At 65.9% G+C, this 24979-nt stretch carries 11 protein-coding genes and 2 pseudogenes; 6 read left to right on the top strand and 7 right to left on the bottom strand.

Annotated elements, in window-relative coordinates; translation table 11 throughout:
- Positions 1-187: 187 nt before the first annotated feature.
- On the top strand, positions 188-1483 hold the full coding sequence (locus ACFVW8_RS06440) for an MFS transporter (RefSeq protein ID WP_389686652.1): 1296 nt from the start codon (positions 188-190) through the stop codon (positions 1481-1483).
- A 105-nt stretch (positions 1484-1588) separates the two neighbouring features.
- Here ACFVW8_RS06440 and ACFVW8_RS06435 read toward each other — a convergent pair.
- Both ACFVW8_RS06435 and ACFVW8_RS06430 read right to left on the bottom strand, forming a co-directional pair.
- Positions 1589-2017: pseudogene (locus tag ACFVW8_RS06435) on the bottom strand (hypothetical protein); the annotation flags it as partial.
- A gap of 317 nt (positions 2018-2334) precedes the next feature.
- Entirely contained in the window at positions 2335-4281 is a 1947-nt protein-coding gene (locus ACFVW8_RS06430) for a P-loop ATPase, Sll1717 family (protein ID WP_389686650.1), read from the bottom strand.
- A 144-nt stretch (positions 4282-4425) separates the two neighbouring features.
- Between ACFVW8_RS06430 and ACFVW8_RS06425 the strand changes: the two genes are divergently transcribed.
- Together ACFVW8_RS06425 and ACFVW8_RS06420 are read left to right on the top strand one after the other, a co-directional pair.
- A complete protein-coding gene (locus ACFVW8_RS06425; RefSeq protein WP_389686648.1) occupies positions 4426-6240 on the top strand; it encodes a hypothetical protein in 1815 nt (604 codons plus the stop codon).
- Positions 6237-7424, top strand: coding sequence for a protein kinase (locus ACFVW8_RS06420; protein ID WP_389686646.1), 1188 nt, complete (start codon positions 6237-6239; stop codon positions 7422-7424). The genes ACFVW8_RS06425 and ACFVW8_RS06420 overlap by 4 nt, the downstream gene beginning before the upstream one ends.
- A 461-nt stretch (positions 7425-7885) precedes the next feature.
- Here ACFVW8_RS06420 and ACFVW8_RS06415 read toward each other — a convergent pair whose 3' ends face one another.
- The 5 genes from ACFVW8_RS06415 to ACFVW8_RS06395 form a co-directional block, all read right to left on the bottom strand.
- Positions 7886-8368: a hypothetical protein gene (locus ACFVW8_RS06415; protein ID WP_389686644.1), complete on the bottom strand. Its 483-nt coding sequence runs from the start codon at positions 8366-8368 to the stop codon at positions 7886-7888.
- Between the two features lie 59 nt (positions 8369-8427).
- On the bottom strand, positions 8428-14757 hold the full coding sequence (locus tag ACFVW8_RS06410; RefSeq protein ID WP_389686642.1) for an RHS repeat-associated core domain-containing protein: 6330 nt from the start codon (positions 14755-14757) through the stop codon (positions 8428-8430).
- Positions 14758-14951: 194 nt separating this feature from the next.
- Positions 14952-19223 (bottom strand): LamG domain-containing protein, encoded by a 4272-nt coding sequence (locus ACFVW8_RS06405; RefSeq protein ID WP_389686640.1) that lies wholly within the window; start codon positions 19221-19223, stop codon positions 14952-14954.
- 671 nt (positions 19224-19894) lie between these two features.
- Positions 19895-20326, bottom strand: coding sequence for a hypothetical protein (locus ACFVW8_RS06400; RefSeq protein WP_389686638.1), 432 nt, complete (start codon positions 20324-20326; stop codon positions 19895-19897).
- Positions 20327-20886: 560 nt separating this feature from the next.
- Positions 20887-21525 carry a TetR/AcrR family transcriptional regulator gene (locus ACFVW8_RS06395; protein WP_389686636.1) on the bottom strand — a complete coding sequence of 213 codons (639 nt, stop codon included), beginning with the start codon at positions 21523-21525 and terminating at the stop codon, positions 20887-20889.
- Between the two features lie 294 nt (positions 21526-21819).
- Here ACFVW8_RS06395 and ACFVW8_RS06390 point away from each other — a divergent pair, with 294 nt between their 5' ends.
- The 3 genes and pseudogenes from ACFVW8_RS06390 to ACFVW8_RS06380 all read left to right on the top strand — a co-directional run.
- Positions 21820-22734, top strand: coding sequence for a DAPG hydrolase family protein (locus tag ACFVW8_RS06390; protein ID WP_389686634.1), 915 nt, complete (start codon positions 21820-21822; stop codon positions 22732-22734).
- 59 nt (positions 22735-22793) lie between these two features.
- On the top strand, positions 22794-23660 hold the full coding sequence (locus ACFVW8_RS06385; RefSeq protein ID WP_389686632.1) for an alpha/beta hydrolase: 867 nt from the start codon (positions 22794-22796) through the stop codon (positions 23658-23660).
- A 134-nt stretch (positions 23661-23794) separates the two neighbouring features.
- Positions 23795-24769, top strand: a pseudogene (locus ACFVW8_RS06380) (IS481 family transposase); the annotation flags it as partial.
- Positions 24770-24979: the final 210 nt, after the last annotated feature.

Here is a 24979-nt window from a genome sequence, read left to right as displayed (position 1 = left end):
AGAGCACACTCGCAGCCGGACCAACACACCAAGGCGTCCGTCAAAAGGGAACAAGCTCAGGCGTGGCGGGGGTGACGCGCGTTGCGCCGCAGACGTATGTCACCTTGACCATCACAGAATGCTTCGTCTTCGTGTCGTCCACGACTTGTCGGGTTAGCGGGCCGCCGCGTCGGGGGAGGAGCGGATCATGACGAGTACCGATCATGTCGCGAACGGTCACAACAAGCCCTCAGGTTCGTCAGCCCGTCAGCTGGCCGCTGCCTCCATCGGCAATGCGGCAGAATGGTACGACTGGTACGCGTACTCGTTCCTCGCTGTCTACATCGCTGACCAGGTCTTTCCGAAAAGCGCGAGCAACTCCCTGGTCCCTCTGCTTTCCACCTTCGCCGTCTTCGCCGTCGGCTTCTTCATGCGGCCCGTCGGCGGCCTGCTCATGGGAGCCGTCGCTGACCGCCATGGCCGGCGTGCTGCCCTCACCGCGACCATTCTGCTCATGGGTGCCGGCAGCCTTCTCGTCGCCTTGACTCCCACCTACCACGCCGTCGGCGTTCTTGCTCCCATCGTTCTCGTCGTCGCACGGCTGGTCCAGGGGCTGTCGGTGGGCGGCGAGTTCGCCGCCTCGACGACCTTTCTCGTCGAATCGGCCGGTCCTGGCAGGCGCGGGCTCTTCTCCAGCTTCCAGTACATTTCCACCACCATCGGCCAGCTCATCGCATCGGGCGTCGCCGCTCTTCTCGTGTTTCTCCTCACCAATGACCGGATGAACGAATGGGGCTGGCGGGTCCCTTTCCTGATCGGTGCGCTGATCAGCCTTGTCGGCCTCTGGATCCGCCGAGGAGCCCACGAGACCCGCCCCGCGGAACAACGGGGCGGTGCCCGCCCCGGTCTCTTCGAGGCCCTGCGGCGCCACCCCCGCGGGTCTCTCCTGATCTGCGGCATCACCACAGGCGGCACCATCGCCTACTACACGTGGACGACCTACCTGCCCACCTTCGCTCAGGTGAACGCCGACTTCGACAAGGGGGACGCGCTCGTCGTCAGCACCATCTCGCTCGCCTTCTTCGCTCTGCTCCAGCCCCTGGGCGGCATGCTGTCGGACCGGATCGGCCGCAAGCCGCTCCTGCTGTTCTTCGCGATCGGCTTTGCGGCGCTGGTCGTTCCTCTGCTCGACTCGGTCACCGACGCCTTCGTCTCCCTGCTTCTGGTGCAGTGCGCGGGAATGGTCCTGCTCACCGGCTACACCTCCGTGGCAGCGGCCGTGAACGCCGAGATCTTTCCCGCACGTGTACGGGCTGCGGGGATCGGATTTCCCTACTCGCTGACGGTGGCACTGTTCGGCGGCACAGCTCCCTATGTCGGCACCTGGTTCAAGGAAGCAGGTCACGCCGGAGGATTTGCCTGGTACGTGGCAGGGCTGTGCCTCGTATCCGCTTGCTTCTACCTGGTCCTGCCCGAAACAGCGAAGAGGCCGCTGAAGGGCTGACGGGGCACTGTCCGGGGCATTCTGTGATGAGCTGAGGTCCGCCTCCCCGCCTCCGTCCGGCCGTAGGGCCCGTGGGCCGGACGGAGCCCGTGGATGCCGTGGGATTCAGCCCGCGCGGTGCGAGGTGCGCGGTGCGGGTGTGGGGGCGGGGGCCTGTGCCGCTCTGGTGACGTCCGAGACCAGTTCCACCACATCGGGCCCGTACGCCTGGGAGTTGACGACCTTCAGCAGCAGGCAGAAGGTGTTGTTGCCGTGCTTGCGGGACAGCCGTTCGAAATTCCGGGCCAGGTAGCGGGTCGCCGCCTGGTTGGTGATTGCCTGCTGTCCGCAGAACAGGAACACCGGGCGGGCATCCTGGCCGGCTGTCAGCCGGGCGAGCAGCACGTATTCGGCGACGCCCTTCTCCACCCGGTAGCGCTCGGAACCGATCTGGAAGGCGTTGCGGTCCGGTCCGGGCTCGGCGTCGGTGTTCACCTTCACTCCCGGCAGCAGCGAATGCAGATGCGCGGCCATCCGCCGGTTCAGACGCGTTCCGAGGGTCCAGCCTTGAACTCAGTTTCGTGACAGCCTCCTGACCTGGGGAAACGTGAGGCTCCCGCTTTGGCGGGAGCCTTCGCCATGAGAATGGAGGCGTGAAACCTCCGCATCCCCTGCCTTCCGGTAGCGATCTCCTGGCAGCGTGTGCCTGATCCTCTACGAGGCCGCCCGCCCCACCATCACCAACCGTGCCTCGGAGGTCGCCCCGCTACGGCAAAACACCGCACGATCGGGCAGGGGTCGCCCCGACCTCGACGCAACCATGCACGAGGTCGTCAACTATGAGCTGCCGACGGATCTCAGGGGAGGTGCCTTCAGCCGGAGGAGTCCGAGCCGCGTCCGCTGCCGACGGCTCCTCCGAGTGCCCGTCTCAGCGCCCGCGCCTCGTCGGCGAGGCGCCGGGTTACAGGCTCGTCGCGGAGACCAAGGTCGTTCAGCCTGGCATGAGACTGGACCAGTCGCTCGGCGACCTCGCCGAGCAGGTCTTCTACCATGCCGGGGGTCAGGCCGGAGCCCGGCAGAGGTAAGGCGTCGATCTGCTCGTTCAGTAGGTCGATGCCTTCCCGTACCTCGGCGTGGGGCTCAGCGGGCATGTCCGACCGTGCGAGCTGGCGTTGCAGCCGTGACAGCGCGAGTGCGGTCTCCTCCAGGAGTCGCACGTGCCGGTCAGCCTGGAACCCGGCGTCGGTCGTGGAGACGTTTCGCAGAAACGCAGTGTGGTTCTGCGCTCCCACCATCGTTTGGTACACGCGGCCCGTGTGCACCGTGCTGTCGCTGGCTCCTGCCGGATTCGAGCAGCCGAGAGCGGGCCGGAAGCAGGGATGAATACGCAGGTTTTCCTCGTACGGCTGGACGGGCCACTGGGAGTCGCCCGCGTACACAACCCCATTGCCACGGCACACGCCCAGAAATCCGATGGCGTAGAGGGCGTCGATGACGGACGTTGCCGTCAACTGCTCTGTGTACGAGGAGTACCTCTCGTGGAGGGCTTCGCGGATCGCGTCGAATTGTGCGGTGAAGTCGCCTCGACCTACGGCGTAGCCGGTGTTCTCAAATTGCGCGAACACTGGCCGTAGGAATGGGAATCCGACGTTGTACTCCTTGGCGAGATCATCGAGTTTCCAACGGGAGAACTGCTCGGCCGCCTCCAAGACATTGTCCTCTTGGATCGTCGGACGTCCCGAACGGTCGGCCGCGTCCCGGCACAGTGTGAGGAACTGGATGATGTCACGGGGCCGGGTGAGGGTACGCCGCACGAGGTAGTCCGGGGTCCACTCGCCGACGACCCTGCGAGGGAAGACTCCGTCCCATAACTCATATTCTGAGACCGGCCGTTCGAGGGACAGACTGGCGCGGGCGCGGGCCAGAGCGCGAAGCGCGGCCGGGCTCCAAGTGATACGGACTTCGTCGCTGCGGAATTTGTCCCCGTCAGCGAAGTTCAGTGCGTCGTAAATGTCGGCCCGCACGAAGAGCACACACCGCACGGCGTGTCCGTACGCCGCGAGGACGTGCTTGGTGCCCAGCAGGAGGCCGGTGACCAGCGCGTGGCTGTCTGGGTCGGCCTGCCACACCTGTTCGAGCTGGTCGACCAGGATGAGAAAGGGCTTCTCCCGCGCCGCGACGCAGCCGAGGTCATCGAAGGCGGCTCGTACACCTGCTTCGATTGCGCCCAGTTGCCTTGTGGCCTGCGCGCCTTCTGAACCGCCGTTTGTGCCTGGCTCGCCCCCGGCGCTGAAACTCGCCTCGAAGCCGAACATTTTGACCGACAGTGTCGCCGACTGCAGCAGGCGTGTGCCGCGACGCAGCCGGTCGGTGAGCCGTCCGTCGTCGCCCTCGTTGTTGGCCCGGAGGAAGTCCTTGAGAGCGCGTACGGAGGCGGGAGTGCGCCACTTCTTGTGGGTGTCGGCGTGTTCGGTGACGTACTGGGCCGCGTGGACTGCGAAGACATAGCGCCAGATCAGGGACTTGGCGGTGTCGGCGGTCAGCCCCTGTAGTTCGAAGCGGCGAATCTCGTCGCCGGCCGCGTCGTCCGGCGTGATCAGGGCAGTTCGTCCCGGATATCCGCCACTCACGAGATGGGCGCAGATCGCGCTTTTGCCGGAACCTTTGCGCCCGACGACAAGTGACTTGCGCCCAGTGAGCACGGCTTCCGAGGCATGTGTGGACTGGAAGCCGTCGCGCAATAGGCCGTCGGCGAAGTCGGACTCCGCATCGTCACGCCCGAAGAAGAGCTTCTTCACGGGCTGGTACGGCTGCTCCACGGCTCCCCCTGAGCGGTTGCGTATCAGCCACTCAGATTAGCTGTTCGGGAGCATGGACGCCGATGCGAACGGATAATGGTGCGGCGGCGGACGCAGTGTCGAGCACGGCTGAGGCCGGCCGACAGCATGACGCGGGGGGACACGTTGAGTGAGCGCTTCGAGATCGAGCCGCTGGAAGGCGAGTTGGCGGAGGCTTTCAGTGACCTGAAAGCCGGGCAGAGGCGCCAGGATGAGGTCCTGGGGACCGTGGTGCGGGGGGTCGGATCGCTCGACAACGCCGTCTCAACGGTGCACGCGGAGATCGCCGGGCTGCGTGGTGAACTCTCCGCGGTCGCCGCAGAGGTGCTGGACGTGAGGCAGTCCGTGCGAGCCGTTGACGACTCGGTCGCGCAACTCCGTGACGTCTTCGCCGAATTCACCGCACGGTACGTGAAGGATCAGGCGCGCGCCGTCGCCGAGGCCGAGCTGGCGCAGCTCACCCTTGACTGGCACAGCCGCTTCGAGCAGCGTCGGCGTACCCGCGCTCTCGCCCATGGCCTCGTGCACACACTCACACGCGACGCTGTGGAGCGCGGAGTGGTCGATGCGGCTGCCGTTGAGTCATGCGCTGCGGAGCGTCTGCTCATGGAACCGTCTTACTGGCTGGCTCCGGCCGTGGTGGCGCTTGCCGCGCGCCATCGGGGTGAGGTGCAGCGGGCTCGCCGCGCCGTGAGTCAAGCTTTCTCCCTTGACCCGGCCAAGTCCAATTTGTTCTTCGCGCTGACCTGTTCACGCCTGGGCGAGTTCAAGGAGGCCGCTCGCCGGATGGACCAGTACCTTCGCTCCATCGACTCGTACGCCCTGGACGAGGATTTCCAGATCGTGCTGGATGCGGTGGCTTGCCGGGAGCTTGGAGACGACGCGCACACTTATGCCGAACTCGCTATGAAGCGTTGGGCGGGTCAGTTGGATCTGGCCAGGAGTAACGGAGAGTTCGACCCGGTGGCCGACCATCTGTGGGAGCTGCGGCACCGTGTGCGGAGTGACGCGTTCCCCGAGCTGGGTCGGTTGTGTGAGCCGAAGTGGGACCAGCTCAGGCGAGGCATAGAGCTCGCGAGCGTCCCAGGCGCCGCTCTGGAGTACCTGCGAGAGCAGTTCCCGCCTGAGCCAGCGGCATGGACTGAGGCGGGCACTTATGCGGAGGGTGCACTGGGGGCTCTGATCGACCGGTACGACGCCGAAGAGCGAGCGCTGGACCGGCGTATGGAGTACCTGCGCCGCGTCATCGATCACGGCGGAGACGCGGATGAAGCCCGCCGTTCCGTCAGCGTCGACGACGACGCGCGCAGGCCCGCTGACCTCCGCACCCTCCTCGTCAACGCCGTTTTCGTGCCGCGGTCCGTCCTCCTCGGCGACGAGGCTCGTCGACTGGTCCTGCGCACCCTATGGCCCCGCGTGCTGGAGGCCACCCAAGAGTGTGCGGATCGGGCCCAGCACCTGCTGCCCAGGGAACTCGCAATCGGGACGGACGGGTGGAGTGGTGTAGTTCCCACCGATCCGTCAGCCGATGTCGATGCCGGACCGCTAGTGGCCGAACTGAAAGATGCAATAGAGGAGCGCACCGGCCGACAGGTGGATGCGGTGCAGCTCAACCCGGTCCGGCTGTGGGGTGCCATCCTGCTGACTCTGGTGGCCGGTGTCCTCGCCTTCATCACGGCAGCTGGGGCGGCCCGCAGTGTCGCCTTATGCCTCGGCCTTGGGTGCGCGGGATGGGCCTGGCATGAATGGCGGAGGGTACCGGTCCGCAGGCGGGAGTTGCGCACCGAGGGTTCCGTGCTTGCGCGGCGGCGTGTGCGCATGCTGCGCCAGGGACTGGATCAGCGGGAGGAGTTCTTCAGCGTGTGGACGGACCACCTGCACGGGCCCGACGGGCTGCGGACCTGGGGCACCGAGATTTGGCATGAGGTAGACGAGACGTGAGAGAAACGACGAGCGACGCGGACGGCCCTATGACTGTTGGGGGCGGCCGCTACGAGCTGATCGGTCACCTGGGCAGCGGCGGCATGGGCGACGTGTTGGAGGCCAGGGACGTTAATCTCAACCGCCGTGTGGCGCTCAAGTTCCTCGGTGCCGGACGCCTTACGGGGGCGGCTCCGGGCAGCGAACGCTATATCCGGGCGCGGGAAATGTTCGTCCGTGAAGGGCACACGATGGCCCGGGTTGAACACACATACGTGGCCACGATCTTCGATTGCGACATTGGTGGCGCGGACCCATTCCTCGTCATGGAGTACGTCGACGGTCGGCCTCTCGCAGAGTACGTGGGCGGTGATCCGCTACTGCTGGAGCAGACAGTCCGCTGGAGCGGGCAGATCACTGAGGGCCTCGCCGCCGCACACCGCGAGGGCGTGGTACACCGCGATGTCAAGCCCGCAAATATCCTCATCACCCACGACAGCAGTGAGGTGCGCATCATCGACTTCGGCCTCGCCCGCTTCGCCGACGCTACTGAGTCGCACACCGACATGGGAACACCGCTGTACAGATCGCCCGAGCGGTGTCGCTTTGAGTCGGGCGACGAACGCAGCGACTTGTACTCCCTCGGCTGCGTCATGTACGAGATGGTGACTGGCTGGCCCCCGTTCGGCGACCGGCACTCGGACCCGGCCGCTCTGGCCAAAGAGCACCAATATCGCTCCCCGGTCCGGCCCGGCCAGCAGGTGCCAGATGTTCCCGACCCCCTCGATGACCTGATCATGTCGCTGCTAGCCAAGAGCCCAGCCGACCGCCCCCGCAGCGCACGCGCGGTGACCCGGGCGGTCCGGGAGGTGGAGCGGGTCCTCGAATCGGTGGCGGCGAGGCGACGCCAGGCTCCAGGACACGACACGTCCCAGGCCGACGTGGGCATCACGGAGCGCATCAGGGAGGCTGAGAAGCGAGTCCGGCGGCTTCTGCTGCAGTTCGGGTCGGCGCACGACGAGACCGTCGCGGCCCGTGTCGAACTTGCCGAGCTGACGGGCGAATCCGGCGACGAGCGGGGCGCGGTGGAACTGTACGAACGGTTGGGCCGCGACTGCCAGAGGCGCTACGGCCCCCACGACCGCAGGGCCCTGGACGCGTTCGAGAAGATGACTCGCTGGACCGAGGGCGGGTACGAAAGGTGAACGCGGCGTAGGTTCATGTTCACGTGGGCGTCACGACGGCTTCGTGCGTGGTTGGCGGTGACGCATCGAGGCCAACATCGCTGCACATCGTGCAGGGCCGCCTTTCTTCGCTCGCGAGTAATTGGAACGACGGAGAGTGTGGAAGGACTGAGGGATGAGTGGGGGCGTGTGGGTGCCCCAGCCCGCATGGGGAACCACAATAACACTCCGAGCCCACGCCAACCATTACGGCGAGGTGCTCGTCGGACTCGTGACTGATGTGCTTCTCGCCGGGCTTGCGGTAGTGGGAGGCGAGCCAGACACCGTCGCGCGCAACGAGGTACATGGGGACGCGCCGACCTCGGAGGTCCGGGAAGTCAGGGCAGATCAGCCCGCGGCGGTCAACGGGGAGCGATCGCAACCTTCACCCACGCCCCCCCAAATGAGCGAAGCCGCGGCAGATCTGCCGCGGCTTCGCTCATTTACTTCTTCTTCGTGAGGTAGTAGGTATCCCGCACGTCAGGGTCCGATGTCAGGAAGAACAGTCGGAGTTTCCCCTTCTTGCTCCTGGTGACACCAATGTCCCACACCGCCTTTTCCGGCGGCGGTTCGGTGCGAGACGCGACATCGTCCGGGGTGAATTCCTTTTCTGCTTCCGGACTTTCAGCCGCAGGATCCTTCTTACCTGCACCACCGCCCGGGCTTGCTTTGATCTGAATTACCGATCCGTTGCCCACGGTGTTCCCACCTCGATACGCCCCGGGCTTCAAGAGACGCCAGGACCCCGGGCCCGACATGCGCCAGGCATCATCGAATTCGAACTCTTGCCCGTCGAGGTTCTCCACCACCGCACGGGATTCGGGTTGGAAGGTCAGGGAACTCCCCTTCCAGCCCGTCCAAGTGCCGTAGAGGTCGGCGGCAGTCACCTTGACGGGAGCTGGCGGCGGGTCGGTACGGCTGTCCACGCAGGAGCTGAGAGCCAGCACCCCGGCACACGCCATTGCGAGTCCGACTGGTGCGCGCCTCATCGCCCGGGCTCCGGCATCAGTATCTGCTCGGTCCAGCGGAAGGTCATCTTGGCTTCCTTTTGCCCGTTGGGAAACATCGCTCGCATACCGCTGGAAATTGCCGAGGCCAGGGGATCCTTGGCGCCGCTCTCGTACCCCTCCTTGGAAACACCCCGCGTCAGGGATTCCACGGTCGTCGATTGGGTGATCTTGAACTCAACCGACCCTCGTTTCGATAGCTTATTGTAGCCCGTCACCTTGGCCTTGAGGTTGAAGGAACCAAGCACAGCGCGGGTGGCACCTTCTGCCGTAGCCGGGGAACTGTCGCCCAGCAATTGCGTGATCGCGTCCGTACCCTCAGCGGCCATCATGCCCTTGAGTGGCAGATCATTCATCCTTGCCCCATATGTGGTCTTGTAGTCAAGGCCCTTGATGCTCTCGCCGATTTTTACCCCCTCGCGATGCGTCAGGTACCTACGTACAACAGACATCCAGATATGACGCTTCACGTCCTGTGTCATCTTGTCGGAGTCATCGAAGTGATACGCGGCCGGTGTCGCACCCATGAACCAGAGAGCCACCAACTGGGCGGCATTCGGGTTGAGGATGGCTTCGGTGTCCAGGAATGAGAACCCGGAGCGATAGCCTGCTGCCGCACGGCTGCCGATCTCGTCCTTGCGTGAGTCCCCGCTGCCACTGCCGCTGCTGCTCCCCCCGCCGCCATCTCCGGTGCCAACGTGTACGTAGGTGGCGGTGCCGCTTTGATAGTCGATGTAGTCGTCTTGGTGCCTGCAGTCATCCGCACAGAACTTCTGGCCGGTGGGGTCGCTGAACGTGGCGGGGTTGTTGTTGCTGTAGGTGTATCCGTTCATCTGCTGGGGGTCACCCGAATCCATGATCGGGTCGACGGAGATGAACCGGCCGGTGGTGGAGTCGTATTCACGGGCTCCGAGATGAGTGAGCCCTGTCGTGTCGGTGTCGTCCACGCCGCCGATGAAGCCCTTGGTGCCGGGCCAGTTCCCCGTATCCGTACCGCGGGTACCTCCGAAGGGAAGCGTGCGGCGCTCCGAAAGGCTCAGGTCGCTAGTGTTGATGGCGAGTTGACCGGTTCCGACGCTGTCGGCAACGGTGATGGCGACCTTTCCGTCGTCAGACTGAACGGCTTGGCTGCCCCCGCCGAGGTCTATGTAGCGAGTGGCCTTCGACTTCGCCGCACCCTTGGCCAGCACAATTTCGGTGTTGCCGACATAGAGCGTGGTCTGCTTGGGACTCCGCTGGACGAGTCGAGTGCCGTCGGTGCCGTAGACGTATTCGGTGACTTCGTCCGCCTTGCCCTCGACGGGCTGGGTAACCTTGGCGAGGTGGCCCTCCGCGTCCCAGGTCAGTTTCTGGGTACCGCTCCGGAGGGCGCGATCGGTGGTATTGCCGGTGACGTCGTACTTGTATGTGTCCTTGGACGCACCTTCTGATCCGGTCTGAGTGACATCCGTGAGGGTGTGGGGCCGGCTGTTTCCAGCGGCCGGGTAGGCATAGACGCGCTCCGTGTCCTGGGCCTTGTCGGCGCCAAGGTCGTGAATCGTCTCGGTCTTGCGGTTGCCCGACTGGTCGAAGGTGTAGGAGTTCCAGTACGGAGCCACTCCGCCGGCAGCGCTTTCGCTCGGGGTGCTCACACAAGCAGTGTTGCCCTGGCTCCACGCTTCTGTCACGCGCCGCAGGTAGTCGTAGGCGAAGCACTGCGCGTCGGTGCCGGCGCGCGCGACGTCCGAGACGGACGTGACGTTGCCGGCCTCGTCGTACTTGTAGGTGTTGAGCCGGTCGACCCCGGGGACGTTTTCGCGGTCGACGCGCGAAGTGGCCAAGCGCTGGGTACCCCACTCGTAGGTGTTGGTCGTCCAGATCTTCTTGGCTCCCTCGGCAGTGGAACTGTAGGCGTACTGCAAGGGCCTGCCGGTCAGGGAGTAGCTGGTGTCAGTCGTGAATCCGTCGCCGAGGACGGACGTCGGACGCAGGGTGGCGTTGTCGTACGCGTAGCTGTAGGAGCCGCCGGGCAGTGAGCCGGCCGCGGAGTAGGAGACACCACCGATCAGGCCGGAGGTCTCGTAGCTGGTGCTTGACTGGTAGGTGCCAGCCAGGCCGCCCTCGGTTGCGGGAACGGTCATTGCGGTGCGGGTCGGGCGGTACAACTGGTCGTACTGAGTGACCTTGGTGGTGTACTCGTCCTTCCCGATATAGCGGGTGGACGAGGCCAACTGCCCTTTTGCCCCTGTGACCGTGTCGTAGAGCCATGACGCGCGCAGCGCACCGGACGCGTCCTCGTCCCGCAGTTCGATCTGTCTCCCGAGCTGATCGTAGGTGCGGAACAGAACGGTGTGTCGCGCGTCCTCGGTTGTGATGAGTTGATTGCGGTCGTCGTAGGTGCTCCTGGTCTCTCCCTTGTCCGGGTCGTCGGCCAGGATCTGGTTGCCTCGCTGGTCGTACTGGTACTTCCAGGTATTACCGGCCGGATCGGTGACTGAGGCCGACTTGCCCGCGGGGGTGTAGGTGTAGTGGGTGGCGTCGTAGGCGGCGCTTGCGTCGCGACTGTGGAGTTGGCGGCTCTCGACGACGTTGCCGCGTGCGTCGGTGAGGGTTGTGGTGGCGGTGCCGCCGACCGGCGGGATGATCGTGGTGCGGTCGCCGCCGTAGATGGTCCTGGTGACACCTAGCACGGCGCCACCATCGCCGTTGCCGGCGATCTGCTTCGAGTCCGTCTCTCGGCCCAGACCGTCGTAGGTCGTACGGGTCTGTGCCTCGATGCCGAGGGCGTCGGCGGGCTTGAACAGATCACGCTTCGGAGCACCCTCGGTGTAGTACGAGCCGAAGGTCTTGGCGAGTAGACCGCGCTCGTCGTAGAACTTGTCGGTGAGCAGACGGCCGCCGTCCGGACCCACGTCCTGGGTCTGGCGCTCGCGCAGAAGCCCGTCGTACAGAGCGTAGGAGGCGATCTGACCGCCCTTGTTGTCGAGGGTCAGCGTGCGAACTGCGGCGGCCTTGCCCTCGTCGATGAAGTAGTCGAAGTCGAAGGACGGTGTCTGCCCAGTCTTGCGGTCGGCACGCCATACCTTGTCGCTGCGGCCCAGCGCGTCGTAGGTGAAGGCGGTGGCCTTGCCGTTGGTGTCCTTCTGGGTCGTGGGCCGGCCGCGCAGCGGGTCCAGGGTCGTGGTCGCGGTCTGTGCGGAGTTCGCGTCGCCGCCCCTGGCCGGTGGCGTGGTGGTCGTGGTGGTCGTGGGGAAGCCTGTGGCCGGGCTGTAGGCGGTGGTGTTGGTCAGCTCGCCGGGGCGGGGGGTCCGCGTCGGCACGCCGCCTTCCTTGGCGGTGACGTCGGCAGCTGTGGTGGTCATGGCCAGAGGGCGACCGTAGGGGTCGTAGGTGGTGTCGTCCTCGGTGTAAGTGCCGGTGACGCCGTCGTGTTCGTGGAGTACTGCCGTCGCTGTGGCATCGCCCTTGGTGGGCGCAGCATCATAGGCGGCGTTGTCGTAGGAGGTGCGGATGTCGGAGATTACATCCTTGCTGCGGTCCGGGGTGCCGACGCAGGCAGCGGCGACCGTCTCGACCCGGGAAACCTTGTCGAGGAGGTTGGCTGACGTGTTGGTCGCGTAAGTGGTACGTGTGCACCGGTTATCGGCCGCGGTGGCGGAATCGCCTGCGTCGTGCTGCATAACCACGCGCCCATGGGTGTCGTGGCTGTAGGAGATGTAGGTCTTGCGCCATTCAGTGCCGACGCCGCCGTCCAGCGATGACCAGTTCCAGGTGTTGAGCGTGCCGGTCTGATTGGCTGTAACGGTGCCCCAGTCGCGGACCTTCTTCGCGGTCTCGCGGTGCCATGGCTGGTTCACGGTTTTTGACAGGACTTTGCCACCGGGACCGGAGTAGGCAGCGGTCTTGTAGGTGAAGCCGGCGCCCGATTGGTCGTCGGCGATCGCATCGCCTTCGCCGGTGTCGAGCGCGACGGTCACGGACTTGGTGCCACCGTCCTTGTTCTTGCGGTCGCCGTCCATGCCACGTAGGAAGTAGGAGTCGGCCTGGGATTTCATGGCGGCACTGCCGCCTTGGCCGCCGGTCTTGACGCGAACGTGACCGTAGCCACGCCATTGGGACCAGGTCTTGCTCCTCTCCCGGGTCAGACCGTCATCGTCGTCGTAGTGCCAGGCGGCATCTCCGAGGTAGTCGTAGACGGTCACAGCATCCGGAGCGCCGCCGGTGCGGTCGCTCTGGGTAGTGGAGGCGACTACGTACTTGTTGAACCAGTGAGTACGTGGATCCTCGTCCACCGATTCCGAGATCATCTGCGGGAAGCAACGGGTAGCGTTGGTTTCCGGTGTTGGCAGTGCGGAGGCGTTGCAGGCCGGGGCGGAGTAGTTGACGTCAATCTGGCCGCCGTACTCGTCATCGACAGTGGACAGGCGCGCCTTGATGAACGGGGCGTAGCCGTCGCCGGTTTTGTCGAGCCGGTTGGCAAGCTGGGTGTAGGCGAAGGTGACCTTCGGCAGGGTGATGTCGGGCTGCGTTGCGGGGCCGGTGTGGCCGGTGTGCTGGATTGAGTCCAGCAGCAACTGGTAGTCGATGTCTGCCTGGCCCCAGCGATGGGTCAGTTTCCAGGAGTCGACAGTGCTGTAGGCATCGCCCTTGAGAACCTTCGTGGTGATGTCGGTCAGCTGCTTGCGGGTCCAGAACGTCGGCGACATCCGACCCTTGTCGCAGTCTGTTCCTGTCTCGCAGTTCATGTCCCACGGCGTGTCGTACCAGTAGGCCGAGTCCTTGGAGATCGACGAGCAGTCCGTGTGGGCATCGGGGATGCAGCGCTCGGAACTGGTGAACTCGACCTTGGCCAGCGGGTTGGCGTAGTAGTTGGTTCGCAGGCCGTACTCGATGCGCTTGAGGTAGCCACCGCGTGTGTACGAGGTGTCGTCGGCGGCCTTGAGGTTACGGCCGTAGGAGTTGGTCTCCTTGCCGTAGTAGTAGTTCATCTTGTTGCCGTGCACGTCGACGACGGCGTCCAGGTTCCAGCGCCAGGTCTGCTGGCACCAGGATTCGGCGAAGGTGTCCTTGTGGCAGGGTTCGCCGGCATCGTCGCCGTAGACGGGCACGGTCCAGGATGAGTTGGTCTCCTCTTTGTCCGCAGTCCATCCGGAGGGCCTATTGAATCCGAAGTAGTACTTCGTACCGTCCGGGGTGGTAATGCGCCAGTACTCCCCGTCGTTGTCGCCGTTGGCCAGTGCGGTGCTGCGTAGTCGATTGATCAGCGTGCCATCGTCGTTCTTGAGCCTGTACACGTCGGCCGTGCCGGTCGGGACGAGTTCCCCGCCCTTGCCGTTGAAGGAGATGAACGCGTTGTCGTAACCCCAGCACAGGTCGCCGGGCCTGCTAACCCCGTCGTCGGCCTTCTGCCCGTCCTCGGCACACGGCTTGTAGCGCCGCTCTATGAAGCCAGGCGACAGGTCGAAGCCGTCGCCGACCCAGGAGGACTGATTGTTGGTGTTACCGGTGCGACCGTCGATGGTGCCTGATGAGTACGACAGGGCGACTTTGGGGGTGAGATCTCCAGTCACGTTCGGGACATCTATATCGTAGGACCAGTTGAAGTCACCCGTGTTGAGGCTCGTGTTCCAAGTTGCCGATGGGGACAGCGGGCTCGCCTTGTAGTCACCGGACTTGGCGCCGTCGCCTGCGACGGCGGCGAGCACGGTCGGGATTCCGGACGTCACCTCCACAGACTTGGCCGTCAAGGTCTGCTTCTCGGTGTCGTTGGTGGTGACGACGGGACGGGTCGAGCGGCAGTGAGCCTTGGACGGGGTTGTCAGCGCGCAAGTTGGCAGCTCGACCAGAGTCAGTCGCGAGCCGTAGTCGCCGCCGCGGGCCTGGGCGAATTTCTCGTAGTCGACGATCGCTCCGACGCTGCCCGCGCCATCGGCGGACTGCGGCTGCAGGGTGAACAGCAACCCGTCGACGCCGGCCTCCGTGGCAGCCTTCCGCGACAGAACACGAGTGGTGATCCTGCCGTCGAGTGGCCTCTCGGCCTGTCGTTTCGACGGTGTATTCAGCCTCAGTGGAAGGCTCCCCGCCTGGACGGGACTACCGGCCGTCGCTCCCGCCTCGGCGAGGGTGACGACGGCGTCATCAGGCGTGGGCCAGGTGGACTTCGGCGTCTCCTGCGGGGTGGGTGGGCCCTTTTGAAGCTTGCGGGGCTCAAGCTTGGAGAGTTCGTGCCCGGCAACCGGCTTGTCCGGATCGCTGATGCCTGGCCTCCCCGCACCTGCCGCGTTGGCGGCCGGTGCGAACGCGATTGACTGGACCAGTGTGGCCAGCATGGCCGTGGAGGCTGCCAGGGCAACCGTGCGCCTGACTCTTTCCAGGGCACGACGTGGCTGTCTTATGCGGGACATCTCTGGATTAATCCTTCATCGAATGGGCGCGTGCGGTCACAGCACTGGGAGGCACGCGATGAATGAGAAGAAGGCGGGGCGTCAGGGCTGATGGCCAGACGCCCCGCCGGGCAGAACGGTCAGCTACCGGGCACCACGGTGGGTACGTCGTAGAAACTGGTCGCCAGCTTGTAAACTTGGTCGTCGCTCAGCGGGCTCTGGAATACCCACGCGTCGTCGACCACGCCGGGGAAGTACTGTCCGGCGCCGGATCCGGTGCCTTCACGGCCGAACTGGAGGGACGTCGCCTTGAAGGCGAGCGCGTTCTCCGCCCAGGGAACCGCGTCCTGGCAGGTGGTGTTGTCGGCATCACCGTCACCATCGGCATCAGTGCAGGCGACTTCCTCCAGGCTGCCGTTGACATAGAGGCGGGCCTGCCTGGCGAAGCCGTCGTAGACCAGCGCGAGATGGCTCCACTCCCGGGCGTCCCAGAAGTTGCTGTTGTCGACCTGAGCCACTGCGGCTTGCGTACTGTCGCTGTCGGCGACACCCAACTGCCAGCGCCCGGGATTATTCTCCGGGTCGGTGGCATCGGGCACGAACCTCACCGTGAACGCCGAATGCTTGGTGCCCTCCGCGCTGGCTAGGGCGACGGCGTCTTCCGGTATCGCTGAGGCCTGAGCCCACGCTGTAATGGTGAAGCTGCCCGAGGTGTCGACCGGGACGTCGCTGGTCGACGCGTAGCCGCTGATGCCGTCCAGCTGTAGTCCGCCCATGACGCCGGCGGTGTCGATGGTGCCGGTCCCATCAGCCTGCTTGGCGCCACCGTTCAAGGTCAGTGCAGGTGCGCCGGAGATTTCGTTGGGTGTGGTGACCGTGCTGGTGCCACTGGCCGTGTCGAACTTCCACCGCGTTTTGACCGAGGGGCGTTGCATGTACATCTGCTGGACTTCCTCGGCCGACACCGACCGGTCCAGCAGCCGGACGTCATCGATGGTTCCGGGGAAGAAGTTGGTGACGGATCCGCTGTAGCTCCCCGCACCGATGTACATGGACTGGTCGGCGTAGAAGGCTCCGGCGAGCTTCGTGGAGCCGGCGCGCCGGCCGTTGACGTAGAGCGTAAGGGTGTCTGCCACGGGGTCGTGAACTCCGACGAGGTGGGTCCAGGTACCGATCTGCGCGGTGGTTCCCTCGGGCTGCGTGGCCCGGATGATGGAAGCGGCAGGTGTATCGGCGGCGTACTGGTTGACGGCCCAACGCTTATAGGCGGACGAGTAGTACAGCTCGAATCCGGGCCGGTCCGTGCCCGCCTGCGCGGTGATGATGGCGGCCTGGGACGGCGCCTTGTCGAGTTTGGCCCAGGCGGAGACGGTGAAGGCTCGCGAGGTGTTCACGTGTGCCCCGCTGGCCCGGCCGATCTTCGCGTAGCCGCTGGTGCCGTCGAAGTGGGTGGCCTTGCCGGCGATACCCTCGACGCCGGTGGTCACCGTGCCGTTGTACGTGGCGGGCAGTACGCCACCGCGCCCCGTGATCTCTGTGGCGTCAGCGGGCTCGTCGAGGTTGAAAATTGCGATCGCGGGACGGCCCGGGTCACCGACGCTCTTGAACGCGTGGAGATTGTCGACCTCTCCTTGGGCGAGCGGCTTGTCAAACATCTGTACTTCATCGATCGTTCCCGGGAGCAACGCCGAGGCGGTACCCGTGAAGTTCTTCCCGCCGATCACCAGACCGCGACGCGCCTCCCAAGGCGCGCTGTACGGGGTCGACGCCACCAGCTTGCCGTCGACGAACAGTTCCATGACGTCACGGGCCGAGTCGTAGGACCCGACCAGATGCGTCCATGTGCCGACCTTCACCTTCCCGGCGTCACCTTGCGTCGCGCGTACGATCCCGCTCGCCGCGTCATCGGACTTGTACTGGTTGAACGACCATCCCAACGTCGTCGAGTAGTACAGCTCAAGGCCGGGAGCGTTGTTGCCGGGCACGAGCACCACGTCCGCCGTCGCGTCCGGCACCTTGTCGAGCTTCACCCACGACGAAACCGCGAAGCCGGCGCTGGTGTCCACCGGCGGCAGATCAGTGGACGCGTATGCGTCGGTGCCGTTGAAGTGAACCGCGGTGCCCTGCGCGCCGGCCTCACCCGGAACGGCGCCCCCGCGTAGAGCCAGACTGCGTCCGGGCGTGGACCCCTCGGCCTCGCTCGCGTCCGGTCCTTCATCCAGTTGCCAAGTGGCCCGTTCGGGCTGGCCTGCCTTCACCCGGTACTGATACGTGCGGATCTCGCTACCGTTCCCGGCAGAGTCGAACGCCTGCGCCGTGAAGAAGTTGAGGCCCGGCTTGGCAGGGAGTACCTTGGCGCTCCTCGCGGCACCGCCCGTCGTCGTGATCTTGTTCCCCGAGGTGGGGTCGCCGTTGACGCCGTACCAGTACGTTGTCACATCCGACTCGGCGCCGTTGATCTCGAACGACCCGTAGCGGCCCACTCCGTCGTACCAGGGGTCATCGGGGTCGGCCGGGTCCGAGGCCGGATAGTCACCCGAGCCGACCGACGGAGCCTTCGGCACGGCGGTGTCGTAGATGAAGTAGCACGCCTGTGGGTCACCGGCGTACGACCACGGCGAGTACTGGGCACCGTCATAGACGCGTGCGTACCAGTTCACCGTCTTGTTCTTCGGGATCGAGGTCGGCAAGGAGATCGCGAAGTCGGAACCCGACTTCTTCGCGGACGTCTTGGCGGGGCTCCAGGAGCCGTTGTCCCACTTGGCCTGGAACTGGACCGACACGCTGTCTTTGTCAGGGTCGGCAACGTTGTTCGCGTAGATCTTGCCCAGGGTGCGCACACGCGCCGTCTTCGAGGACGGTTTGCAGGTGCCGCCATACTCCATGGTCAGCTGCGACGACTTCAGCTGCGCCGGCGGACGATTGTACTTAACTCGCAGATATGCCTTATCGGAGAATCGCTTCCACCCGTAGGCGTCCGACTCGCTGCCGGCTCGCAGCCCGAACGTCATCGTCGCGCTCTTGGCATTAGCAGCTGCCTGCACGGCTGACTTCACACTGAACTCGGCGTCCTGCGCACCGCAGCCGGAGTATCCGTACGCGAACGAACCCGACGTCAGCTTTTTCGCCCAAAAACCGGAGGCATTCTGCGAGTTCCAGGTCGTCTTGTCCGAGATGTCCTTGGTCTGCCACAGCTCCACCTCACGTTTACTACACGAGGCCGACCAGGTATTGCGCACCACGAACTCTGCCGAAAGAACCGACTTGCCCGAGAACTTCGACACCGGAATGCGGTAGAAGAGCCGCTTAGTGTCGTTCGGCTGGCAGTACGACCAGTTGCAGTAGCCCATGCCCGAATCGTGGTCGCCGTTGAACTTCCACTGCGGGGACGACGCCCAGTACTTCGACGCCATCGTCCACGCCGAGGCGCGCGGCGAGTACCACTGCGGGTCGATGAACACTGGGAACTGGGTGTCTTTGCCTTTGAGGACGTCCTCATCCGGGGTCAGGACAAGTTCATCCCCACTCTCGGGCACACTCACATCAACCGCGGCCAGTTTGGCGGACTCGCCAGCGCCGGGTTCTGCATCGCCGGCGTCTGCTGCCGTCGTGCGGGCCGACCCGGTCGGCGCGGGCGCGGTGCCGTCCGCAGTGCCGGTGCTGGAGTCCCACATCATCGGCTTCGGAGCCTCGAACACAGTGCCCTTGGCACCCGCATCAGTGGCCTTCAGGCCGCCGTCCGCAGTCTCATTGACATCCAGGCCCTCCACCTCAAGCTTCAGACGCAGCTCCTCAAGCTCCTTACCGGCCGCGGCCTCGGCCGTCTTCACAACCAGGAGCTGAGTGAAGCCGTCCTCCTGAGCACCCATGCGCAGGTCCACACCTGGCAGTACGTCGCGGTAGGTGGCCGTGTCGCCGCTGACCTGCGGGGGCGGGAGCCTCGTGGGCCACGACAGGCTCAGTGTGCGGCCCGCGCGCTGCAACTGCACCAGCGGCGCCTTGTCGCCGCCCCCTGAGAACTGAAGGCCCACTGCGGTGGCCTTAGGCGCAACCGCCCCATCCCCGGTCACTGCCAGATCCGTGTTGATCTGCTTCCACCCGCCGCCCCGCCGCGTCCACACCGGGCGCAGATACTCACGGGCCTCCAGGTCGCCCTGCGGGGTAGCGAAGACCTCGCTGCTCTCCCCCCGCTGAGATAGCACCTCTACCGGCTCTCCCGACTTCTTCGCCTTCGCCAGCGCCTGCGTCTCGGAGGTCGCCGGCTCCGTCGTTCCAGCGCCTGCCGAGGCCGCCGCTTCCGCGGGCACTGCACCGGCCAGGGCGAGCGTCGGCAGCGCGCCCGCAGCAAGAGCCACGCTAACGATCACGCCCCAGCAACGCCGCCCCGAAGGTCCCCGCCCAAGTCTTCGCATTTCTCCCACGTTCTACTCATGAAATTCTCACTATTCTGACGAGAACTTATGTGCGGGCTACACATGCTGGCCAGGGGGGCACCTCGTCCCGAAGGAGACAAGTCAGACATCATTAAGGTGACGCCCATCACGCCCGGATCGGGTTGTACGGAGGGAGGATGCGATTGCGCACCCCTTTCGCATCGATCGGATCACACCAAGAACCGCTACAGGGACTGCCGTTAGGTGAGCAGCGCCTATCCACACAGGGCCACGCGATGTGGTGGAGTTCAGGTGGCGAAGGGCTGCGCACCGCGCTGCCAGAAATGTCGAGGCCGCCTCGCCCGCGGTGACACCCGGGGCCTGCCGCACCCGTGGAGGCGCCCGGCCCAGTGGTGCCCGGACTGCGCCGCCTGCCGCAAGGGCTGCGACGGCGGCGACGAGAACAAACTCCTGCGCCCGCCCCCGTGCGCGGTGTTCGACTTCCCCGACCCCGAGCGCCCCTTGAGCTGGCAGGCACTGGACAGCGTGGAACCCACTTCAGCCATTGCGGCAGGAGGTTCACTGCCGCGCTCGGCAATTGGGCTGGCCGAGCAGACTATCGACGGGCGGCGTCAGCGGCTCAGCGAGCTGGAAGGCTGGCTTCGGCCGCAACGGCAGAGGGCCGGGGCGGGCAGCCTGCCCGCCCCGGGTCAGCGATCCCGCTCAAGCTCGGTGTACCAATCCAGCGCCTGTTCACCGAGCTCGGTCTCAACTGCCCCCACGAGGCGCAGTGCTTCCCGGTCCAGCGTCTCCGAGTCCACCATCTCTTCGGCGGGCCGGCCGAGCAGAGACATCGTCTGCCCTGGAAACGAAGTGAGCGCCGTTCCCTTCAACTGCTTGTTGGTGAGGTCAGGTTGCGGAGACGCGGTGTCCTCCTCAGGGCGAGCCTCGACGAGGTGTTCCAAGGAGTTCCGCGCCAGCCTGAGTACCTCGCTCCTCTGCGGTGCCGGCTTGCCGCGCTCTTTGGCCAGGCGCGCCTGCCACTGCTCCAGCTGATAGGCGGCCCACACCAGCGTGTGGTCCTCGGCCCACATCGCTCGCTGGTTGGCTGCGAGGTCGAGGGTCGTGAGGCCCGGGGCCATCGTTGCGTTCCCACATGAGCCCATCGGTCGCGTTCCGCTTCCGTGCCGCGCGCGCCCGTGCCGCCTGACGCATCACGGCCTCGGCCCACACCTGCACGTACGCTGCCGCAGCTACTTCCCCGCTGGTCGGTATCACCGGATCCACATTCATGCGCCGAGGCTAAGCCCAGCGACGGCGGCGGGCGCACCGAGCACGCCGGTCCGTCTCCGGTGACAGCGGACCTGGACCAAGTGCCAGCGCAGTTGCCCCCTGGCCAGTCGTCAGTTTTGGCCGGACTAGCTGTGCCATCTCATGAGATTGGTGTCGCTCCGCGGAGACTGTTGTTCTCATTCGTTGCCGTCACCGACGACGGCGAATTGGTCGGGGCCGCCGCCGGGCGGCGGACGGTCGGCTGTTGCCGGCCAGTTGGCGGTGTGATTGGTGCCGCAGGGTCAGGCGCCCCGGTGGATTCCGATGTGCTGGGCGCGGGTCACCCGTTTGAGCGGGGCGGCCCAGTCGATCGGGAGTCGGGCCGTAGCGGACGAGCTCGGCGTATGCCACATCGTGGCGGACGAGGCGATCAATGTGACGCTGCGGCGTTGGTCGACGGCCGGACGTGGCAGGGAGCCGATGCTTCGTCCGATGCCTGAGCGGCGTGTGATGCGGCGGCCTGGTCAACGGCGGCGCGGGCCAGGGCTGCCGGGGCACCGAGGCTGAGGAGTTGGCTGTAGGCGACGTCGGTCTCGTCGCCGGCCCACGTTCCTCGCTGCTGGGCGGCGAGGAACGTCATGGCGCAGGCGTGGAGCAGGTGCGCGAGCACGTCGGCGTCCACGGAGGACTGGAAGGAGCCTTGGGTCTGGCCGTGGCGGATCAAGTCGGCGACCACCATGTTGAACGGTTCCATGGCCGCGTACATTGCGTCGACCGCGTTTCGGCGGGCTATGTCGATGACTGGGCCGAATCGCTTGGCCGTCCCCCAGGTCCGAAGGACCAGTCGCGCCATTTCCATCACCGCGTCCTCGGCGCGTACGTCGATGTCGCCGACGTGCTCGATGAGCTCCTGGGCTCCGACTTCGACCACTGCGGCGATGAGGTCCTGGCGTGTGGGGAAGTGGCCGTACACGGTCCGGCGGACCATGTTCGCCGCTTCCGCGATGTCGTCCATGGACGCGTCTGGATTGCTGGCCAGCACGTTCTGCGCAGCGGTGAGTATCAGCATCCGGTTCCGACTGCGGGCCCGAAGGGACCGACCGGGGCCGGGTGCCGACTCCGAGTTCTGCGTTTCGCGCGTTGCCACACCCCATTTTTGCACACATTGAGCACGATGACTTGCACAGCTTGAGCAAAAATGCTCAACTCGTGTCCATGGCGGCTAGGTGATCCGCCCCGGACTGCGGCATCCGCCGACTGAGCCCGGCCGCTACAGCGGCAGCCGCCGCGGAGCTCCTCTTCGCTTTCCCAGGGGTACCGCCTCGTCGACGCCGGCGCCCACCTCGCCCCGAAAGGAATCGGCATGATCCAGTACGCCCCCACCCCCACCGACCGGGCTCCCGTGCCCGGGAGCTACCAGGCAGAGCCGCGTTACCTCGGCTACCGGCAGGACGACACGGCCAAGCCCTACGCCAAGTACTTCCGCACCGACTGCCTGCCGTTCCAGGACCACGTCCGCGAGGTGCTGATCGCGGGCATGGCCCCGACCGAGTACGCCTACGGCGTCGAAGACGCCGCCCGGATCATGTCGCGTGCCGGTCACCACAAGATGGAAACCGGATACACCCGTGCCCCCGGCGGCTGGATGATCAACGTCCTGACCGACATGCCCAACGTGACCGCCGAGATGTGGGACTGGTGGTTCGGCTGGCACTCCTGCGAGAGCGCCCGCTACAAGCTCTGGCACCCCGATGCCCACCAGTTCACGGCCGTCGGCGAGAACCGCAGCGCCGACCGCACACTCACCGACCGCCAGCGCTACGTCGGCAACGTCTCCTACGCCGACGAGTACGTGGGCGGCACCATGCAGCGCCTGGCCATCCGCTTCATTGATCCCACCCGGCTCGGATTCGACGAACCCGCTCCGGGCAACACCGTCATCTGCGCCCGTGTCGGCCTCAGCCAGTACCCCGTGGCCATGGGCTGGCTCATCCACCAGATCCGCCCCACCGACCACGGCTGCGAGATGCGCAGCCGCTTCTTCCTGAACGACTCCCAGATGCTCGACCTGCCGGCGCATTCCGTGACCGGCCGGGGCACCCCGCTCCTGACCGGCAAAGCGTCCCGCAAAATCGGCGATACCGTGCTGCCCCGTGTCATCTCCAAGGCGATGGGACCCAACGTCGGGTACGACATGGCCGTTCACTGTGCCTCAGAGATGAATCACCTCGCCTCCTTCCTCCCCGACCTCCACCAGGAGTTCAACGGCGCCCCCTGAAAACTCCGGACAGGATCTGACGACCGTTGAGCCCCCTCCGACACGCACGGGAGTATGCGATGACGACCACCACGGTGACCTTCCCCTCCGACGGCATCCGCCTGGCAGGCGACCTCTACTTGCCCGACGGCGCAGCCGGCCCCGTTCCTGCGGTGGTGATGGCACCCGGTTTCGGCGGCGTCAAGGAGATGCTCATGCCCGCCTACGCCGCCGCCCTGAACAAGGCAGGCATCGCCGTCTTGTCTTTCGACTACGCGAACTTCGGTGGCAGCGGCGGCGAACCGCGCCAGCATATGGACCTCGATGCCCAGCAGCGCGGTTACCGTCACGCGCTGGACTACCTCGCCGCCCGCGACGACATCGATGCGACCCGCCTGGGCGTCTTCGGCACCAGCATGTCCGGCGGCCACGCCCTGGCGCTGGCTTCCGCCGACACTCGGGTGCGCTCCACCGTCGTCCTCATCCCCTTCACGGGTCTCGACGTCGCAGCGCAGCCCGCCGGACTGATGGAGGCGGTCGAGGACGCCGCGAGGCGCATGGCCGCCGGTGAACAACCGCAGATGATCGCCAGCGTCGGCAAGCCCGGCGACGCCGCCGCGATGACGACCGACGGCGCGTGGGGGTGGATGGAGCAGATGACCGCCGACGCCCCCAGGTACCGCAATGAGGTCACTCTGGCCTCCCTGTGGAACCTGGCGAACTACCACCCTGCGGAGAACGTTTCGGCCATCGCCACGCCGGTCCACGCGGTCCTTGCCACCGACGACGCCATCACCCCGGCAGCCGCCGCCCGCCAGGCGGTCAGCCCCATCGCCCACCTCGACATCGTCGAGATCCCGCAGACGCACTTCGAACTCTTCACCGACCACCTGCAAAAGACCATCGATCTCACCACCGGCTGGTTCACCACCGACCTGCGCGCCTGAACCGGAGAGTCTGGCGCGACATCGGTCATCCCATGAGGAAACGAGTGCGGCCGTCGCGTCAGGCAGCGGTGAACAATGGCTGGGCGGCTGAGGCGCTCTGATGGCACCCAGGATAGGGACCTCGATGGGCTGATATGGCGGGGCACCCCAACGCCCCGCTGACGCCGGAAGGGCGTCGTCGGCCCTGTGAGCGCGTGGATGCCGGGCGTCCGATCGCACACGTTGCGGCAGAAGCCGGGATCTCGCGGCGCTGTCTGGCCAAGTGGTACGCCCGCTGGCGCACGCACGGCGAGAACGGGTTGCTCGATCGCTCCTCCCGGTCTGCCAGGAGCCCGGCCCGCACCGCGGAGGACATCGCGGACCTGGTGGAGGCGCTACGGCGGCAGACCAAGCACGGCCCCGCCCGCCTTGCCGCCGACCTCAAGCGCCTGCACGGCATCATCATCGCGCCGGCCACCGTGCACCGCGTCCTGGTGCGCCGGGGCCTGAACCGCCTGCGAGATCTGGATATGCCGACCGGCGAGCAGTTGCGCGAGGTCATCCGCTACGAGCACGAACACGTCGGCGACATGGTCCACGTCGACGTCAAGAAGCTCGGCCGCATCCCCGCTGGCGGCGGCTGGCGCATGCACGGCCTGGGCACCGACGCCGCCCGCGCCGCCAAGCGCACCGGCCCCGACACAGGCCGCGTCGGCTACACCTACCTGCATTCCGCCCTCGACGACCATTCGCGCCTTGCCTACACCGAAGCCCTGGAGGACGAGCGCGCGGTCACCGCGGCCGGCTTCTGGCACCGGGCAGTTGCGTTCTTCGCCGCGCACGACATCGCGCCGATCCGACGAGTGCTCACGGACAACGGCGCTTGCTACCGCTCCGCCACATGGGCCGATGCACTCGCCGCGACCGGGACGAACCACAAGCGCACCAGGCCCTACACGCCGCGCACGAATGGGAAGGTCGAGCGCTTCAACGGCACCCTGGCAAGGGAGTAGGCCTACGTCCGCGACTACACCTCGGAGCAGGAGCGAAGGACGGCGCTCGCCGACTTCCTCAACTACTACAACCACGACCGTCCGCACGCGGCCATCGGCCGACCACCGATCAGCCGGACCGCAGGCAGCGACTACCGCGTCACCTTCGACCAGCCGCCGGAGCCGCTCGATACCTTCCCCCAACAACTCACTATCGAGGACTTCGAGGCACCAAGGTCATGAGATACCACAACTGTATTAATCACGAGCGTTGTTGACACCAGGGTCTTGATCAAAGGCGAAGACCTCCGGTGTGGTGGAGCTGTCTAGGACTGCACCGCACCGGAG

This window comes from Streptomyces sp. NPDC058221, from assembly GCF_042882365.1.
Taxonomy (GTDB): Bacteria; Actinomycetota; Actinomycetes; order Streptomycetales; family Streptomycetaceae; genus Streptomyces.
Note: the sequence above shows the minus strand (reverse complement) of the source record. Positions and strands in the feature narration are given on the sequence as shown.